This window comes from Mesorhizobium sp. M1396 (genome assembly GCF_040317725.1).
In the GTDB taxonomy this organism is placed as follows: Bacteria; Pseudomonadota; Alphaproteobacteria; order Rhizobiales; family Rhizobiaceae; genus Mesorhizobium.
This window is the reverse complement of sequence record NZ_JAMYLA010000025.1, coordinates 74,899-92,194: the sequence shown is the minus strand read 5'-3', so window position 1 is coordinate 92,194 and position 17,296 is coordinate 74,899. Positions and strand designations below refer to the sequence as shown.

Below are 17,296 nucleotides of genomic sequence, written 5' to 3'. Positions count from 1 at the left end.
CGGTCAATCCGAGCCGACCAAGAGACCGATCCTCCCTCAATCAGATGGCCTTCATATATGAATAAATTTCCCCGGACAGCCCTGCACGAGGGGGGAGATTGGCTTGCCGCGACCGCCGGTAACCCTCTCCAGCGCCGCAAAGCGACGAACCTTCATCACAAACCGGTGAGCTCTGTAACGAAGCCGCAGACAGCGGCGAAGTGGGGACATGAGTGGTGCATCCAGGCGCCGCCGTCCACGGAGCAAGCCGATGTCGGGGTCCAGCAAGTTCGTCACAGTGTCAAGCCTCTGCGCGCTTGCGCTGGCGGTGTCGTTCGGTGCGGCCGCCGCCCGGCCGCTCACCGTGGTCGAGCTGTTCACCAGCCAGGGCTGCTCGTCCTGCCCGCCGGCCAATGCCAATCTGATCAAGGTCAAGGACCAGCCCGGCGTGCTGGCGCTGTCCTTCAACGTCACCTACTGGGACTATCTCGGCTGGAAGGACACATTCGGCCGCCAGGAATTCACCCAGCGCCAGGTCAGCTACGAGCCGCCGCTCGGCCATGACGGGCCGTTCACGCCGCAAGTGGTGGTCAATGGCCATGCCGATGTCGTCGGCGCCGTGCCCGGCGAGATCGAACAGCTGATCGCAAGTGCCGGCCGCATCAGCGGTCCGTCGCTGTCACTTGGCGGCGGCAAGGTCAATATCGGCGCCGGCACCGCACCGGGCGGCAAGGCCGATGTCTGGCTGGTGCGCTATCTCCGAGGCGTCGTCGAGGTGCCGGTGGCGCGCGGCGAAAACACCGGTCGCACTCTGCCGCACGCCAATGTCGTGCATTCGCTCGAGAAACTCGGCGGCTGGACCGGCGCCGCCACCGCGCTGGATCTGCCGCCGGCTTCGGACGGCCTGAGCACCGCCGTGCTCGTCCAGTCGCCAGGCGGCGGACCGATCCTGGCCGCCGCGACCAATTAGATCACGCTTCAACAAGAGATTGCGCAAACGCCGCACGCGCGGCGCCGCATAGCACGGCCGCCAAGAGGGCGCGCCTTCAACGACCAACCCCCGAGGAGACCACCATGACCATTCTGTCCCGCCTGACGCTGCCGGCGCTCGCTCTCGCTTTGTGCTCGACGGCGCTGGTTGCCGCCGCCCGTGCCGACGACGCGGCCAATGCGATGAAGCCAGTCGCCAATGCCATGAAGCCGGCCGCGGAAGCGATGAAGCCGGCGACCGACGCGATTAAGCCCGCCGACCCGATGGCCACAATTCGATGAAGCCAGCGGCTGACGCCATGAAGCCGGCGGCTGACGCAATGAAACCGGCGACGGATGCTATGAAGCCGGCAAACTAGTTCTGCCGCGTCTCAGCCGTCCATTAATAATGGCCGCCCTTGGCGCTGCCCCTCACCTGCCTGCCGGCATCCTCTCCCCGTATAGTGACGGGGAGAGGGGCGCTCTTCGACGGTTTCGCCAATCATCGGCGTTGCAGGAAAAAACGCCAGCGTCGCGGCCAGCCGCTCTCTCCCCGTTTACGGGGAGAGATGTCCGGCAGGACAGTGAGGGGCAGCGCCGACGGTAAGATTTCGCCCATCCGGCGCACGCGAATGTGAGGTTCCGCCGCAACTCACGCATCGCGCCGCCGTTCCTGATCCAATAGACTGATCCCAATGGAAGCCATGAGGAGTGCAACCATGACCAATATCAAGAATCGTTCGTTCGGTTTTGTCAAAGGCGCCCTCGCCGCGCTGGCGCTGGCCGCCGCGGGCGCCGCCTTCTGGCTGACGCCGGCGGTTTCTGCCGAGGACGCGGTGAAGATCCCGCCGCCGGCTTTGGACGAAAAGGCGGCGGCCGGCAGTCAGAAGGCGATTTTCGCCGGCGGCTGCTTCTGGGGCGTGCAGGGCGTGTTCCAGCACGTCAAGGGCGTGACCAAGGCAATCTCCGGCTACACCGGCGGCGACAAGGACACCGCCGTCTACGAGACCGTCGGCTCGGGCCGCACCGGACACGCCGAATCCGTCGAGATCACCTACGATCCGGCCGAGGTGACCTACGGCCGGCTGTTGCAGGTCTATTTCTCGGTCGCGCATAACCCGACGCAGCTGAACTACCAGGGACCGGACTCCGGCACGCAGTACCGCTCGACGATCTTTGCCGAAAACGATGCGCAAAAGAAGATCGCGCAGAGCTACATCGCCCAGCTCGACCAGGCCAAGGTGTTCCCGGAGCCGATCGCCACCACGGTGGAAACCGGCAAGACCTTCTATCCGGCGGAGAACTATCATCAGGATTTCCTGACGCTGAACCCGACCTATCCCTACATCGTCTACAACGACCTGCCCAAGGTGGCGAACCTGAAGGCGCTGTTCCCGACGCTGTACAGCGAAAAGCCGGTGCTGGTGCTGTCGGCGAGCAATTGAGGCGCATGATCTCCCCCCTTGAGGGGGAGATCACACCTTCAATCATACGTTAGATCCGTCGCCTTCCCGCCGAACACCCGGTAGGCGTAGAACGAATAGAAGATGATGACCGGCAGCACGACGACGGTGCCGGCCAGGATGATGGCCAGGCTTTCCGGTGCCGAGGCCGCTTGCCAGATGGTCAGGCGATCCGGCACCACGAACGGATAGAACGACCAGGCAAGCCCGGCAAAGCCGAGCGCGAAGATCGCGGCCAGCGTCAGGAATGGCGTCAGCGAATGGCGGTCGTCGGGCTTCGGCAGGTGGAAGGTCTGCCGCCACAGCCACAGAAACAGCAGCGCCGACAGGATCGGCAGCGGCGACAGATAGAGCATCGAGGGCCAGACGAACCATTTGTCGAAGATACGCGGGCTGGCGAGGGGCGTCGCCAGCGAGATGGCGACCATGCCGAGCGCGGTCAGCACCAGCGTCGTGCGCAGCCAGCGCACCGCCTTCTTCTGCAGTTCGCCCTCGGTCTTGTAGATCACCCAGGCAGCGCCCATCGCCGCGTAGGCCGCAGCCAGGCAGAACGCCACCAGCACGCCGAACGCCATGCCGCCGAGGCCGACATCGAGGCCGAGCACGTAGACGCCCAGCATATAGCCCTGCGCCAGCGAAGCGATGACGGAACCCAGGAAGAAAATACGGTTCCAGCGGTGCTTGCGCTCGGTCGGCACCTTGGCGCGGAAATCGAAGGCGACGCCGCGCAGGATCAGCCCGACCAGAAGCACGAACACCGGAATGTAGAGCGCGGTCAGGATGACACCGTGCGCCAGCGGGAAGGCGACCAGCAGCAGGCCGACGGCCAGCACCAGCCAGGTCTCGTTTGCATCCCAGAACGGGCCGATCGCGGCAATCATCGTGTCCTGTTCGGCATCCTGCGCCGCGGCGAAGAGAATGCCGATGCCGAGGTCGAAACCGTCGAGGATGACGTAGATCAGGATGGCGAGGCCCATCAGGCCGGCGAAGATGAGGGGGAGCGCGGTTGGCCAGTCGAAGGTCATTTTCTTCTCCTCACTCGCCGGAGCTGTTCAATCGCCACGCGATTGGATGAAAGTCGGGAGCCGCCCCTCATCGCCCTGCCGGGCACTTCTCCCCGTATAACGACGGGGAGAAGGGGGCCGGCCGCAACTTCGGCGCCTATTCTGCAGCGCTGGTTGTCGGCGAAACCGCCGATGACAGCGTCCCTCTCCCCGCCACTATACGGGGAGAGGATGCCGGCAGGCAGGTGAGGGGCGGCGCCGGCGCTGGGATGGAGTGCCAAATCGGGCCGAGGCGATCGTCTATCCGTCTGTTTTGGCATGATATCTCCGCAAATCGGACGCTAAGCTGATCCTCGGTTCGGCAATCACTCCCCCGCGGCCGGCTGCGACATCGGCGCGTTGAGCACGCCCGGCAGCGGCGAGTTATCGCCATCCTTCGCCGCCTTCAGCGCCAGGTGCACCAGCACGCCGAGAAAAGCGATCAGCAAAAACGCATAGAGAACAAGGTAGATGGCGAGCGTCACCGCGACATGGCTGCCGGCCACCGGGCCGACCGCGTCGGCGGTCTTCAGCACGCCGGTCACCAGCCAGGGCTGGCGGCCGATCTCGGTCGTGTACCAGCCGGCCAGCGTCGCCAGCCAGCCCGACAGCGCCATCGGCACCATCAGCAAAGCGAGCGGCTTCGGCAGCCTGTGCCGGCGCTTGAGGAAGAAGGCGGCCGACCAGGAGACGAGGAGCATCAGGATGCCGGTGCCGACCATGATGCGGAAGCCCCAGAACACCGGGAAGACCGGCGGATGGTTGCCGGGATAGTCGTTCAGCCCCGGCACCACGCCGCTGGTCGAGTGCCGCAGCACCACGCTGGCCCCGTCGGGAATGGCGATCTCGAACCTGTTTTCCTTGGCCGCCTCGTCGGGCAGCGCGAAGAGCACCAGCGGCACGTTGGGACCGGTGTTCCAGTTGGCCTCCATGGCGGCGATCTTCTGCGGCTGGTGCTCCAGCGTGTTCAGCCCGTGCTGGTCGCCGGCGAAGATCTGGATCGGGATCAGGATAGCCGCGGTGAAGACGCCGGTGCGCAGCGCCTTCCACATCGATTCCGAGCGGTCGCCGTTGAGATAGCGCAGCGCCGACAGGCCGGCAATCAGGAACGACACCGTCAGGCCGGAGGCGAGCAACATGTGGGTGAGCCGGTAGGGCATCGACGGGTTGAAGAGGATCGCCCACCAGTCGACGGCGTGTGCCACGCCGTCGCGGATCTCAAACCCGGCCGGCGTCTGCATCCAGGAATTGAGCGCGATGATCCAGAAGGCCGAGACGGTGGTGCCGCCAGCCACCAGCACCGTCGCCAGCGTGTGGATGCGGTTGGAGACGCGGCGGAAGCCGAACAGCATGATGCCGAGGAAGGCCGCCTCGAGGAAGAAGGCGGTGAGGATTTCGTAGGCCAGCAGCGGCCCGGCGATGTTGCCGACCGTTTTCATATAGCCCGGCCAGTTGGTGCCGAACTGGAAGCTCATGGTGACGCCGGTAACCACACCCATGGCGAAGGACAGCGCGAACACCTTCACCCAGGTGAAATACGCACGTATCCAGGCGGAATCGCCTGTCGCGTTGTAGCGTAGCTTGAAGAACAGCAGCACCCAGCCAAGCGCAATGGTGATCGTCGGAAACAGGATGTGGAACGAGATATTGGCGCCGAATTGCATGCGCGACAGGATGAGCGGGTCCATGGTGGGCTCCGGCTGCTTCTAGTGATTGAAGAATAGGGCGCAAGCCGGGCCTGGTCAAAGCGGCGTCCCGCCGCGAGGCGGAACGCCGCAGCGCCCTGCCAACATGACGCAGGCGTGGCGCGTGCTCGGCCTGAGCGCCCGTGACCCTGCAATCATTGTCGAGAACTGGCGGCAGCGGCATTGACTTCCGGTTGCGCACAGCGACATTCGGCCTATATCAAGGGACCTCTTTCAAGCAGCCGTTTTCAGCCATGCCTTCCATCCTGTCCATTTCCGGGGTCTCCAAGACCTACGCCACCGGCTTTACCGCGCTCAAGGAGGTCAATCTCGACATCCAGCGTGGTGAGATCTTTGCGCTGCTTGGGCCCAACGGCGCCGGCAAGACGACGCTGATCTCGATCGTTTGCGGCATCGTCAACCGCTCGTCGGGCACCGTCACCGTCGACGGTCACGACATCAACAGGGACTATCGCGCCGCGCGCAGCCTGATCGGGCTGGTGCCGCAGGAACTGACCATCGACGCCTTCGAGAGCGTCTGGGCGACGGTCAACTATAGCCGTGGCCTGTTCGGCAAGCCGGCCAACCCGGCCTTCGTCGAGAAGGTGCTGCGCGACCTGTCGCTGTGGGACAAGAAGGACGCCAAGGCGATCACGCTGTCGGGCGGCATGAAGCGCCGGCTGATGATTGCCAAGGCGCTGTCGCACGAGCCGCGCGTCCTGTTCCTCGACGAGCCGACCGCCGGCGTCGATGTCGAGCTGCGCCAGGACATGTGGGCGATGGTGCGCCGGCTGCGCGAGGACGGCGTCACCATCATCCTGACCACGCATTACATCGAGGAAGCCGAGGCGATGGCCGACCGCGTCGGCGTCATCAACCGCGGCGAGATCATCCTCGTCGAGAACAAGGCCGAACTGATGCGCAAGCTCGGCCGCAAGCGGCTGGTGCTTGAACTGCGCAATCCGCTGCCCGCAATTCCGGAGGCGTTCTCGAGCTACGCGCTGGAGCTGTCGGCCGATGGCGGGCAGCTGACCTACACCTATGACAACCAGGCCGAGCGGCCGGGCGTCGCCTCGCTCATCCGCGACCTCGAGGCCGACGGCATCCAGTTCCGCGACATCGACACGCAAAACAGCTCGCTCGAGGAGATCTTCGTCAATCTGGTGAGGAGAGAGCCATGAACCTGCGCCCGGCCATGAATCTACGTGCGGTATGGGCGATCTACCGGATGGAAATGGCGCGTGCCTTCCGCACCGTGCTGCAGAGCATCGTCTCGCCGGTCATCTCGACATCGCTGTATTTCGTCGTCTTCGGCTCGGCCATCGGCTCGCGCATCACCGAGATCGACGGCATCAGCTACGGCGCCTTCATCGTGCCGGGCCTGATCATGCTGTCGCTCTTGACGCAGTCGATCTCCAACGCCTCCTTTGCCATCTACTTCCCGAAATTCGTCGGCTCGATCTACGAATTGCTGTCGGCGCCGGTCTCCTATCTGGAGATCGTCATCGCCTATGTCGGCGGTGCCGCGACCAAGTCGATCATCCTCGGCCTGATCATCCTGGCGACAGCGTCGCTGTTCGTGCCGCTTACCATCCTGCACCCGTTCTGGATGGTCGCCTTCCTGGTGCTGACGGCGGTGACCTTCAGCCTGTTCGGCTTCATCATTGGCATCTGGGCAAAGAGTTTCGAGCAGTTGCAGCTGGTGCCGCTGCTGATCATCACGCCGCTGACCTTCCTCGGCGGCAGCTTCTATTCGATCAACATGCTGCCCGGCATCTGGCGCACGGTGACACTGTTCAATCCGGTCGTCTATTTGATCAGCGGCTTCCGCTGGAGCTTTTACGGCAAGTCCGACGTCTCGGTCGGCATCAGCCTAGGCATGACGGTCGTCTTCCTGGCCATCTGCATAACGATCGTCGCCTGGATCTTCAGGACCGGTTACCGGCTGAGGAACTGAGCGGCGAAAGTGCCTGAGCCGCAGCCAGGTCTAGATCGCCTTGACGAGCCGCAGCAACCCCAGCATCTCGACATACGTCCCCTTGCGGAAGGCGATGTAGACCGGCTCCTCGACACCGTGGAAGCGGCGCTTGAACGCCGCCTGGCCTTGCAGGTTGAACCTGCGGCGGTTGACCCAGGCAGAATCGTAGGCGCGCTGGAAGGTGTTGCGCCAGAAATCGCTTTCGGGAAATCCGCTCGGACCGATATCGACGAGCGGCGACAGGCCGAGCGTCACCACCGAGATGCCTTGCTCGCGAAAACGGTCGACGGCGAATTTGGTCAGGCCGATCTCGGCATGCGGCGAGGCATCGATATGCTTGCGCTTGAAGGCGGTGGTGTAGCCGATGACCTTGTCGTCGCGATACAATGGGTCGAAGTCGAGCAAGGCGACCAGCTCGCCATTGGGACCATGCAGGACGAAACGGCGCATATCGATGCCGAGATGGTCGGCGAACGGGCGGTTGAGAAAGCCCATTTCCCTACGCTTGACGATGCGGTCGCCGCGCCAGTTGTCGGAGAGCCGGGCGATCTCGTCGAGGTGGATCGTGCGCTTGTCCTCTTCGAACGAGAAGCCCTTCTTCAACAGCCAACGCTCGGAGTAGCGCACGGTCTCGTTGCGCTTTCCGGAAAAATCATGATCAGGCAGGGTGAGGCGCGTATCGATGCCGAGCCGATTGACCTTGTAGCCGAGTCCGGCCAGCACGCGCGCGGTCTCCTCGCCGATCTGCACGAACCACGGGCTGCCGCCGGTCTCGACGAAGCGTCTGATGTAGTCGGACCGCAGCATTGGAGCCGCCACCGGGTCGCCGAGCGCGAAATGATGCTTCATCTTGGTGCCGAAGGCGATGTAGCCGTCGGCGTCGCCGAAATAGGAAAGCTTGTTTTGAACGGCGCTGGAATAGGCTAGCGAGAAGTCACCATGGCGGCGAACCAGCGCCAGGCGCTCGACATGCGTCAGCTCCTGCCGCGCCACCTTGGGCGCGGCGCCCTCAAGGATTTTGTCGAAATAGATCCGCAAGGAGGGCATGGTCGAGATTCCGCGTGCCGCCACAGCGTCGCGCGTTCAAGACGCGCAAAGGTGCTGTAACACTTTGATTCTGCGCATGACCTTGAAAACCGAACCCTGACTCCGGGCATGCGCGTGGGGATGACAGAGACCAGCCCCCAAAGGCCTCGAATCAATCACATTGCCGCGACCTGATTACCGCTGATATCGCGCATATGCCATACAGAGCGCAATCGCGGCCCAATGGATGGCTCGAAAATCGTATGGCTGGAAAATCAGTGGCGGTTTGCTCTATGGATCCTGCACGGGATCAAACGGTTACAGCGCCCTGCGAGCTTGCTGCAATGGTCGAATGGGGATTCGAGGGTGAATGACTGATACGACAATCCGATCGGTTGCGGACCTGCCGATAACGGTCGAGCCGGCAATCGTCGTCGGCGCCGGTGTTGCCGGACTGGTCGCGGCGCATGCCTTGATGAACGCCGGCGTTCCGACGGCAATCCTGGAAAAGGAAAGCCGGCTGGCCGAACCCTGGCATCGGCGGCATCAGCAGTTGCATCTCAACACCCACCGCAATCTTTCTTCGCTGCCCGGCCTTGCCTATCCCCCCGGCACGCCTGCCTTTCCGCAAAGGACGGCCGTCATCCGCCACATGAATGATTTCAGTGGGGAGAACCGGCTGCCGGTGCAGTTTGGCGTCGCTGTCGAAGAGATCACCTTCAAGGGCGATCATTGGGCGCTGCGGACCAGCGCCGGACCGCGCCTTGCCCGCAATGTCGTCATCGCCACTGGCCGCGACAGGCTGCCGTTCATTCCCGAATGGAAAGGCATGAAGGATTTCGCCGGCCGCATCATCCATTCGGCGGATTTCGGCGACGCGCAGGGCTATGCGGGCCAAAAAGTGCTGGTCGTAGGCGCCGGCAATTCGGGTTTCGACGCGCTCAATCATCTGGCCGGCATAAACACGGCAGCCATCTGGCTGTCGGCCCGCAACGGCCCCGCTTTGCTGCCCAAGCGGGTCGGCAAGGTCGCAGTACACAGGCTTTCGCCGCTCATGGCGCGCTTGCCGTTGTGGATCGCCGATGCGGTGATGGCGGCAACGCAGCGCCTGGTTTTCGGCGACCTGACCAAATTCGGCCTGCCGCCAGCGCCCTCGGGCGGCGCCAGCCGGTTGACCTCGGACTATACCGCGATCGCCGCCGACGACGGCGCGGTCAGCGCCATCAAATCGGGCAAGATTACCGTGGTGCCAGCCATACGGGAATTCACCCGCGACGGCGTGATACTGGCCAATGGCAGTCTGGTCTATCCCGACATCGTCATTGCGGCGACAGGCTATCGCACCGGGCTGGAGCCCATGGTCGGCAAGCTCGGCGTGCTCGACGGCAAGGGCGTTCCGCTCTTCAATGGCGGCCAATCCGATCCGAAATTCCCCGGCCTGTGGTTCACCGGCATGCGGCCAAGCATTCGCGGCTGTTTCGCCAATGCCGGCATCCTGGCCAAGGCGATCGCCAAACGGATCGCAGGTTCCGCTGGCGCCTCGTCCGGTGCCTCACGCTGATTTCGGCTCGAGCCGCCGGAACCCACGACCTCCATTAGCAAGTCCCTCCGCGAGCAGGGTGAGCACCAGTTGCAAACGAGTGCCTGATATCAGACCGCGATCTTGCCGCCACCCTGTTTGGTGATGGCGACCACCGCCGGCCGCACCGGCATGTCGGGCTTGAAGTCGGGCCAGCGCGTCGACAGGTCCTCGTAGTAGGATGGGCGGCCGAACGGCTCCCAGTCCTCGCCGCCATCGCCCGGATGCTGGACGGCGACGAAGGCGGTCTGATCGTCCGGTGCGAACAGCGGACCGCACATTTCGGCGCCGATCGGCACGCGGAAGAACAGTTTCGAGGTCGCCCGCGCCGACCCTTCGGTGTCCACCGCCCACAGGCCGTCGGTGCGGCCGGTGGCTTTCGGGCCCTGGCCGTCGGTGGCCACCCACAGGCGACCGGCCGAATCGACCGCGCAATTGTCGGGCATGCCGAACCAGCCATTGGCCGTCGTCGCCGTCGAGAAGGTGGCGCCGACATCGGCCACGGTGGGATCGCCGCATTTCAGCAGCACTTCCCACTTGCCCTTGGCAGCGGCGAAATCGCCGCCATCCTCCGATATTTCGATGATGTGGCCGAAGGCGTTTTCGGCGCGCGGGTTGGCGGCATCGACCTGGTCTGCCTTGCGCTTCGAATTGTTGGTCAGCATGACATAGACCTTGCCGTTGACGGCATTGGGCTGGATGTCTTCGGGGCGGTCCATCTTGGTGGCGCCGAGCAGGTCGGCGGCGCGGCGTGTTTCGATCAGCACGTCGGCCTGGCTGGCAAAGCCGTTTTCGGTCGTCAGCGGCCCCTGGCCGAAGACGATCGGCAGCCATTCGACCGAACCGTCGTCGGCGAACTTCGCGACATGCAGCGTGCCGTCGTCGAGAAGGTCCTTGTTGGCGGCATGGTCGTTCGGATTGAACGCCGCCCTGGTGACGAATTTGTAGACATAATCGAAGCGCTCGTCGTCGCCGAGATAGAAGACGACGCGGCCGTCCTTGGCGACGATCGATTCGGCGCCCTCGTGCTTGAAGCGGCCCATGGCGGTGCGCTTCCTCGGCGTCGAGGTCGGGTCGTTGACATCGACCTCGACGATCCATCCGAAGCGGTTGGCCTCATTGGGCTCCTTGGCGAGGTCGAAACGATCGTAATGCGCGGCCCATTCATACGCGCCTTCGGGAATGCCCAGGCGCTTGTAGTTGGCGGCCTCCTTGTGGCCCTCCGGCAGGTCGCCGGAGAAATAGCCGTGGATGTTCTCCTCGGCCATCACATAGCTGCCCCAGGGCGTGACGCCGCCGGCGCAATTGTTGAGCGTGCCGAAAACCTTGGCGCCGGACGGGTCGGCATTGGTCTTGACGCGGTCGTGGCCGGCGACCGGACCGGACAACGCCATTTCGGTGTTGGAGGTGATGCGGCGGTTGAGCTTTCCGTCGCGCACCACCTGCCATTTGCCCGAGACCTTGCGGATCTCGACGATGGTGCCGCCATGGGCAGCCATCTCGACATCGACCTGCTCCTTCGAGAGCGGTGCGACTTCGGCCGACTTCTTGCCATCCTTTTCGACGATCTTGACGATGCCCGGGAACATGAGATGCGGGTTGGTGTATTCGTGGTTGACGACCAGCAGGCCATGTTCGGCCGAACCGTCGATCGCGATGTAGCCGACATAGTCGTTGTTGTAGCCGAACTGCTTCGCCTGAGCCTGCGCCGACTGTTTCGCCGGGTCGAACTCCGGCGAATCGGCAAACAGCGGATCGCCCCAGCGCAACAGCACATCGGCGTCGTAGCCGGGCGCGACATGGTGCTTGTCGTCGATGCCGGCCTCCAACTCGTCGAACGCGAAGGCCGAACCATCGGCGGCCCGGGCCTCGTCGGCGCTGACCAGCGCCAGTGGGCTGACGGTGGCGGCGATGGCCGAGACGGCCAGCGAGCCCTTGAGGAAGCCACGGCGCGAGAACCGCGCGGCGATGATCTCGCCCATGGTGCGGTTGTCGGTGGGGTTGGTTGCCGGGCCGTCGTTTTCCTCGAGCAGGCTAGTGCGGAAGCGGGCGTCGGGAGAGCGATGTTCGGTCATCTGGGGCTTGCCTCTGGCTTTGGGGATGGCTGGAGCGTGTTGCCTGTTTAACCCCTTATATCCGGTCGATCACATTTTCGTGACAGCTCAGGCCGCTTTCAACCGCGTTCCACGATCTCGGCAGCCGACCCCTTTCGCAACGGCGCAATGTGGGGACCAAGGTCCCCGATCAGGCCAAGCAAAGGTCCCTGTTGGCGCGGCATCGGTCGTAGGCCCCCTATGCCAAAGCCGCTATGCCGGCAATGGTCGGCCGCTTGCCAATTTCGGCATCGGCCTGATGAAGAGGAGGACCGGGATGCGCGGATCGATCCCCACCCGCTATCGCTGGCTGACTCTGAGAGCGACATCGGCATTGGCGCTGGCCGTCGCCCCCTATCAACCCGCCTTCCATGACTCCGCTTCTGGCATCGTTGCCGCGGCCGCGCATGCCAAGGATGGCGGACATGATGGCAGCGGTGGTGGAAGCGGTGGAAGTGCCAGCGGAAACAGCGGCAATTCCGGGCCCGGCGGCGGCGGCGATGGCGCCGGCAACGACCATGGCGCAACCGACAATTCCGGATCCGACAACGGCGGAGCCGGTCATCATGTCAATGCGGCCACTGGCGACAAGGTCGAAGTGGACGGCGACAAGATCAAGGTCGAGCATCCCGATGGCACCACGGAAGAAATCGAGAATGATCGTTTCGAGATGAAGGATGCCCTCGGCCGCACGATCATCGAACGTCCGGCGACGGCGCGCGATTTCAGTCGCCTCCAGGCATTGTGAGGCAAGGCCAGTAGGCAGCGGCCGGCTTCACAAGTCACCTCCGCCGCCCCCGGCGGAGGTGACTTGATGTCCGGCGTCTGCCGCCGCCAGGCATCGGGAAAGCCAGTTTCCCGATGGCCATCGGCGGTCGCGCCGCCGTTCATACGGCACCTCTTAGCACATGTGTAGGACTTTAGTCCAACCTTGCGCTTCCAAAAGTCCTAGGAGACAACCGCAACGGTCGGAGGTCGCTTCCGGGCACCACGTCTTTCGGCGATGTTGGTTGCAACTGCAGCGTTTGAGAGTGGGCGGGCCGGGCTCAATCGACGGAGATCAGGATGCACAGATCGCTCACGACCCGTTGTTGCCGGCTTGCGCTCAAATCCGCGGCTGCGCTGGCGTTGACCATCGCTCCCTATCAGATTGCCTTCGACGGCTCCGTTCCCGGGATTTACGCCGCCAGCGCACAGGCAGAAAAGGGTGGCAATGGCGGTGGCAACAGCGGCGGTGGAAACGGCGGCAACAGCGGTGGCGGCAATAGCGGCAACAGCAGCAGCGGGAATGGCAACAGTGGCAATGCTGGCCAGTCGGGAGCCAACAGAGGTAAGAACGACAATAGCGCGAGCCATGTCAAAGAGGTCGACGTGACAGGCAACAAGATCACGGTCCGGCATCCCGATGGCATAACGGAAAAGATCGAGAATGGTCGTTTCAGGATGGAGGATGCATTCGGTCGCACGATCATCGACCGCCGGGCCACGCCGGCCGATGTCAGCCGTCTCAAGACCTTGTGAAGCTAGCCAACAGGCAACGGCCGGCTTCGCATGTCACCTCCGCCGCCCCCGGCGGAGGTGACCTCGTTTTGCGGCTTAAGACTGGTTCCTGTCGCGGTCGCGCGCCTCACGCATCATCAAGGCTGCTTCGGTGCGGTTTCGCACATTGAGTTTCGACAGCACGCCGGTCATGTGATGCTTGACGGTCTTCTCCTGAAGTTCCAGCCGCAAGGCGACTTCCTTGTTGCTCAGCCCCTCCGCCACCAGCCGCAGGATTTCCGTCTGCCGCTCGGTGAGTTGCCGCAGCCGGTCCGCTATGCCGTTGGTCGGCTGCTGGGACTGGAGATCCGAAAGCAGTCGGGCCGACAGCGTCGGCGAAAGATAGCTTTCGCCGGCCGCCACATTGCGCAGGATGTCGGCAAGCGCGCGCGATCCGATACCTTTGAGGACATAGCCGCACACCCCTGCGTTCAGGGCCATGGTCACATCGGCATTGGCCTCCGAAACGGTCAGCATGACGATCTTTTGGGCGGGATGGCCGGCGAGGATGCTTGCGACCGCGGCCAGACCGCCGCCCGGCATTGAAATGTCGAGCAGCAATATGTCGGGCCGCACCGTCGCGGCGATGCGTTCGGCATCCTGCGCCGTGGCACCCTCGCCAGCCACCTCGAAGCCTCCGATCTCCGACAGGCTGCGCGTCACACCTTCGCGAAAGAGGGGATGATCGTCGATAATGGCGATGCGAATGGCGCCAGTCATGCTTGCTCCTCGACCGATAGACGGATCACCAATCGCGTGCCGTGCGGCCCGGTCAAGGTTTCAAACTGGCCGCCAATGCTTTCGACCCGCTCTCTGAGACCGGCGAGCCCGAGGCCCTCGTCCCGTGCGGGATCGAAGCCTGGCCCGGCATCCGATACTTCAACGAAAAGCCTGCCACCCTTCATCCCGGCACTCACCGCCTGATCCTTGCCTCGCGCGTGGCGATAGGCGTTGTTCAGCCCTTCCTGCACGAACCGATAGATGCTGATCTTCTCCGAGGCGCCAGGTTCTGGCAACTGCCCGGCCAGCGTGAGGGTCACGGACGTTCCCGTCCGCAGCTGGTGTTCGTTGACGGCCAGCCGAAGAATGTCGCTCGCGGCAGCCGTTTCGATCTGCGGCAGGACCAGGCCGGTGCAGATACCGCGTATTTCGCGCAGCGCATCCTCCAGTGTCTTGCGGATCATCGCGACCTCGGTCGAGCGGCTTTCACCCGAATGGCCATCGCCGGAAAACACCGGACTATCCATGCGCAGCGCCGCCAGCGCCACGAGTTGCGCCGGACCGTCATGGAGATCGGCGCCGATGCGTCGCAAATATCTTTCGTTGAGCGCGGTGGCGCGACGGGACGCCCTCTGCACGCGCAGTCGCAAGGCGCTGTTCTGCGTCACCAGACCCTGCAGCTCCGACACCTGGCGGCGCAGCGCCCCGCGCTGATCGTCGATGGTGCGGCTGCCGCGCAGGACGATGCCCGACAGGAGCAGGAAGGCCGCCAGCGTCGCGCCGGCCACGACCAGCCAGCTTGACCACAAAGCGGAAGCCAGCGTGGCTTTGAAGTCGTCGGCGATCTCATAGAATTCGGTGACGGCCACCACCTCGCCGGACCACGGCTCGCGCACGGGATTGTAGATCTCCAGCAATGGCAGGCCGGAAGCCCTCTCCTCATCTTCATCGTCATCGAACGTATTGAATTCGGCGACGACACTGCCCTCGAAGGCGGAACGCAGGTTGTCGCTCGGATCGAAGCGGCGGCCGATCTGCGCCGTCTCCTTCGCATAGAGAATCGTGCCGTCGCGGGTCCAGAGCTTGAACGATACGAGGCGCTTGCCGAGCGCGCCCTGGCCAAGCGTCTCGTCGAGCGCCTGCTTGACGGAGTCGCTGAGCTCATGCTGCTTGCGCAAATCGGGAAGCAGGGGCGCGATCACGCTGTCGACATACAGCGCCGTCGTGGCGGCCGAATTGCGGATGACGCCATCCCGGATCTGACCCGTCACCCAGGCGCCCACCACCAGCATGACCGCGAGCAGGCCAAAGCCGCCGGCAACGACGAATTGCAGAGCAAGGGAAAGCTCGCTCCAGCGCCGCGCCAAGTTTTGAAAAATACGAATCATGATCCCCTGACCGCCCTTCAATCGATAGGTTGGGCGATTTCAGCACATTGAGCTTCCGTCTTGCCGTTGCCAAGACCTTACGTTTGGTCGAGGTCGCTTGACGTCCCGGCGCGCTTCGGAAACAACGTCCGCGACACACGCGGCGGAAGCCGTTCGAGAGAGGATGAAACGTTGAGTTTTTCGGGATTGCTGCAGCTCGGCTTTTCGACTGTCATTTTCCTGCTGGCGGCCACCGCGGCCAAGCAATGGGGCCTGGCGCCGAGCCTTGGCAAGATCCTGCTGACGCTGGCGCTCTATTCCTTGGGCAATCTGATCATGCTGCGGCTGATCCGCGAATTCGGCATGTCGGTGTCGTTCAGCCTGTCGGCGGTCATCCAGCTGGTCTCGGTGAATGCCGTGGCACTCGTCTTCTTCGGCGAGCGCGTCAACGCGTTGCAGGCGACCGGCATCATGCTGGCAATCGCCGCGGTGGCGCTGATCACGCTCGGGCCCTATCTGCAAGGTCGGTTGTAACAGGCGAGTTGCCGATGAAGAACGCCGCGAACACACTGCTTAACCGGATCGAATTCCCGGTGCTGCTGGCCGGCCTTGCCATCGCCGCCGGCCTGTGGGGCTTCGAGGAGTTGATGGAGGTGGCGCGGGCCACCACGCCGCACGCTTTCGACACCGAAATCATGCTCGCCTTCCGCAAGGCGGGTCAGCCCGACAGCCCGATCGGCCCGCCCTGGCTGGAAGGGGCGATGCGCGATATCACCAGCTTGGGCAGCGGCAGCGTGCTGGTGCTGATCGTAACGGCGGTAATCCTTTATCTCTTGCTTATCCGCAGGCCGGCGACCGCCCTTTTTATCTTCGTGGCGGTGGCCGGTGGTCAGGTCCTGTCGAGCCTCCTGAAAGCCGGGATCGATCGGCCGCGCCCCGAACTCGTCTCGCATCTCGTCAACGAAACAACGCTGTCTTTTCCGAGCGGCCACGCCATGCTGTCGGCGGTGACCTATCTGACGCTCGGCGCGCTGGCCGCGCGCTTCCTACCCGGGCGAACGACGAAGATCTATGTGCTGTCGCTGGCGGTGCTGACGACGCTGCTGGTCGGCATCAGCCGCATCTACCTTGGTGTGCACTGGCCGTCGGATGTGCTGGCCGGCTGGTGCGCCGGCTTCATCTGGGCGATGCTGTGCTGGCTCACTGCCCGAGCGTGGCAGCGATGGCGCGGGCAGCGCCCGAACGGCGACAGCGAGACTGGAGATTAGATCAGCCGGTTGATCAGCCCATGCCCGCAACCCGCCAACAGGAAAACCGCGGACAGCAAGGCTGCCGATGTCACGAAGGTCTTGAAAACAGTCAACGCGTTACCTCCCACGCCAGATGGGACACCCTAGCTCGCAATCCTCGGGAAGTATCTGAAAAAATGGCTGGTCAGGCGACGAAGCTTATGTCCCAGACGTTCATATTGATGCTTGAAACATCATAATGATGGTATTATACATTATTTCTGCAGACTCAGACGGGGATTCCGGCCGATGATCACTGCCGCGCAGATGCGCGCCGCAAGGGCGCTGGCCGGCATCGATCAGAAGACGCTCGCCGAGCGTGCCGGCGTTTCGCTTCCAACGATACAACGCATGGAGGCGAGCGATGGCGTGGTCAGGGGCGTGGTCGACACGCTGATGAAGGTCATCCAGGCTCTCGACGAGGCCGGGGTGGAGTTGATCGGCGAGAACCAGACCAGCGAGCGCGGCGGCCGGGGCGTGCGCCTCAGGCCTGTCGTGCCGCCAGATCCCAAGGCTGAGCCGGCATAAAGTCGCGACGGCGACCGCCGACAGTCCTGCCGACGATC

At 63.7% G+C, this 17,296-nt stretch carries 17 protein-coding genes; 11 read left to right on the top strand and 6 right to left on the bottom strand.

The window, feature by feature from the left end; all coding sequences use genetic code 11:
- Positions 1 to 250: 250 nt before the first annotated feature.
- The 3 genes from NKH02_RS18035 to msrA all read left to right on the top strand — a co-directional run bounded on the left by NKH02_RS18035 (position 251) and on the right by msrA (position 2,393).
- Positions 251 to 949, top strand: a complete 699-nt coding sequence (locus tag NKH02_RS18035; RefSeq protein WP_352880415.1) for a DUF1223 domain-containing protein — start codon at positions 251 to 253, stop codon at positions 947 to 949.
- A 104-nt stretch (positions 950 to 1,053) separates the two neighbouring features.
- The gene (locus NKH02_RS18030; protein WP_502913825.1) at positions 1,054 to 1,251 is read left to right on the top strand and encodes a hypothetical protein; all 198 of its coding nucleotides are present in this window, start codon (positions 1,054 to 1,056) and stop codon (positions 1,249 to 1,251) included.
- A gap of 416 nt (positions 1,252 to 1,667) precedes the next feature.
- Entirely contained in the window at positions 1,668 to 2,393 is a 726-nt protein-coding gene (gene msrA / locus NKH02_RS18025) for a peptide-methionine (S)-S-oxide reductase MsrA (RefSeq protein ID WP_352880413.1), read from the top strand.
- A gap of 38 nt (positions 2,394 to 2,431) precedes the next feature.
- On the opposite strand, the gene NKH02_RS18020 is transcribed toward msrA, so the two are convergent.
- Together NKH02_RS18020 and NKH02_RS18015 are read right to left on the bottom strand one after the other, a co-directional pair.
- A complete protein-coding gene (locus NKH02_RS18020; protein ID WP_352880412.1) occupies positions 2,432 to 3,436 on the bottom strand; it encodes a cytochrome d ubiquinol oxidase subunit II in 1,005 nt (334 codons plus the stop codon).
- Positions 3,437 to 3,780: 344 nt separating this feature from the next.
- The gene (locus NKH02_RS18015) at positions 3,781 to 5,142 is read right to left on the bottom strand and encodes a cytochrome ubiquinol oxidase subunit I (RefSeq protein ID WP_352872453.1); all 1,362 of its coding nucleotides are present in this window, start codon (positions 5,140 to 5,142) and stop codon (positions 3,781 to 3,783) included.
- Between the two features lie 251 nt (positions 5,143 to 5,393).
- Between NKH02_RS18015 and NKH02_RS18010 the strand changes: the two genes are divergently transcribed.
- Both NKH02_RS18010 and NKH02_RS18005 read left to right on the top strand, forming a co-directional pair.
- Positions 5,394 to 6,320: an ABC transporter ATP-binding protein gene (locus NKH02_RS18010; RefSeq protein ID WP_352872451.1), complete on the top strand. Its 927-nt coding sequence runs from the start codon at positions 5,394 to 5,396 to the stop codon at positions 6,318 to 6,320.
- 14 nt (positions 6,321 to 6,334) lie between these two features.
- Positions 6,335 to 7,096, top strand: a complete 762-nt coding sequence (locus NKH02_RS18005) for an ABC transporter permease (RefSeq protein WP_352872455.1) — start codon at positions 6,335 to 6,337, stop codon at positions 7,094 to 7,096.
- Between the two features lie 30 nt (positions 7,097 to 7,126).
- Here NKH02_RS18005 and NKH02_RS18000 read toward each other — a convergent pair whose 3' ends face one another.
- Complete coding sequence (locus NKH02_RS18000; protein ID WP_352872449.1) at positions 7,127 to 8,164, bottom strand: phosphatidylglycerol lysyltransferase domain-containing protein; 1,038 nt, start codon at positions 8,162 to 8,164, stop codon at positions 7,127 to 7,129.
- 349 nt (positions 8,165 to 8,513) lie between these two features.
- Here NKH02_RS18000 and NKH02_RS17995 point away from each other — a divergent pair, with 349 nt between their 5' ends.
- Positions 8,514 to 9,704 (top strand): flavin-containing monooxygenase, encoded by a 1,191-nt coding sequence (locus tag NKH02_RS17995; protein WP_352872447.1) that lies wholly within the window; start codon positions 8,514 to 8,516, stop codon positions 9,702 to 9,704.
- A gap of 89 nt (positions 9,705 to 9,793) precedes the next feature.
- Here NKH02_RS17995 and NKH02_RS17990 read toward each other — a convergent pair whose 3' ends face one another.
- Positions 9,794 to 11,797, bottom strand: a complete 2,004-nt coding sequence (locus tag NKH02_RS17990; RefSeq protein ID WP_352880411.1) for a PhoX family protein — start codon at positions 11,795 to 11,797, stop codon at positions 9,794 to 9,796.
- A 295-nt stretch (positions 11,798 to 12,092) separates the two neighbouring features.
- Here NKH02_RS17990 and NKH02_RS17985 point away from each other — a divergent pair, with 295 nt between their 5' ends.
- On the top strand, positions 12,093 to 12,563 hold the full coding sequence (locus NKH02_RS17985) for a hypothetical protein (RefSeq protein WP_352880409.1): 471 nt from the start codon (positions 12,093 to 12,095) through the stop codon (positions 12,561 to 12,563).
- Between the two features lie 317 nt (positions 12,564 to 12,880).
- Entirely contained in the window at positions 12,881 to 13,336 is a 456-nt protein-coding gene (locus tag NKH02_RS17980) for a hypothetical protein (protein ID WP_352880407.1), read from the top strand.
- Between the two features lie 75 nt (positions 13,337 to 13,411).
- On the opposite strand, the gene NKH02_RS17975 is transcribed toward NKH02_RS17980, so the two are convergent.
- Positions 13,412 to 14,074 carry a LuxR C-terminal-related transcriptional regulator gene (locus tag NKH02_RS17975; protein ID WP_352872440.1) on the bottom strand — a complete coding sequence of 221 codons (663 nt, stop codon included), beginning with the start codon at positions 14,072 to 14,074 and terminating at the stop codon, positions 13,412 to 13,414.
- Positions 14,071 to 15,462, bottom strand: coding sequence for a sensor histidine kinase (locus NKH02_RS17970; protein WP_352880405.1), 1,392 nt, complete (start codon positions 15,460 to 15,462; stop codon positions 14,071 to 14,073). The genes NKH02_RS17975 and NKH02_RS17970 overlap by 4 nt, the downstream gene beginning before the upstream one ends.
- A 171-nt stretch (positions 15,463 to 15,633) precedes the next feature.
- Between NKH02_RS17970 and NKH02_RS17965 the strand changes: the two genes are divergently transcribed.
- From NKH02_RS17965 to NKH02_RS17955, 3 genes are all read left to right on the top strand, one after another.
- Positions 15,634 to 15,975, top strand: coding sequence for a hypothetical protein (locus NKH02_RS17965; RefSeq protein WP_352872436.1), 342 nt, complete (start codon positions 15,634 to 15,636; stop codon positions 15,973 to 15,975).
- A gap of 14 nt (positions 15,976 to 15,989) precedes the next feature.
- On the top strand, positions 15,990 to 16,709 hold the full coding sequence (locus tag NKH02_RS17960) for a phosphatase PAP2 family protein (RefSeq protein ID WP_352872435.1): 720 nt from the start codon (positions 15,990 to 15,992) through the stop codon (positions 16,707 to 16,709).
- 270 nt (positions 16,710 to 16,979) lie between these two features.
- Entirely contained in the window at positions 16,980 to 17,258 is a 279-nt protein-coding gene (locus NKH02_RS17955; RefSeq protein WP_352872434.1) for a helix-turn-helix domain-containing protein, read from the top strand.
- The last annotated feature ends 38 nt before the right edge of the window (positions 17,259 to 17,296 follow it).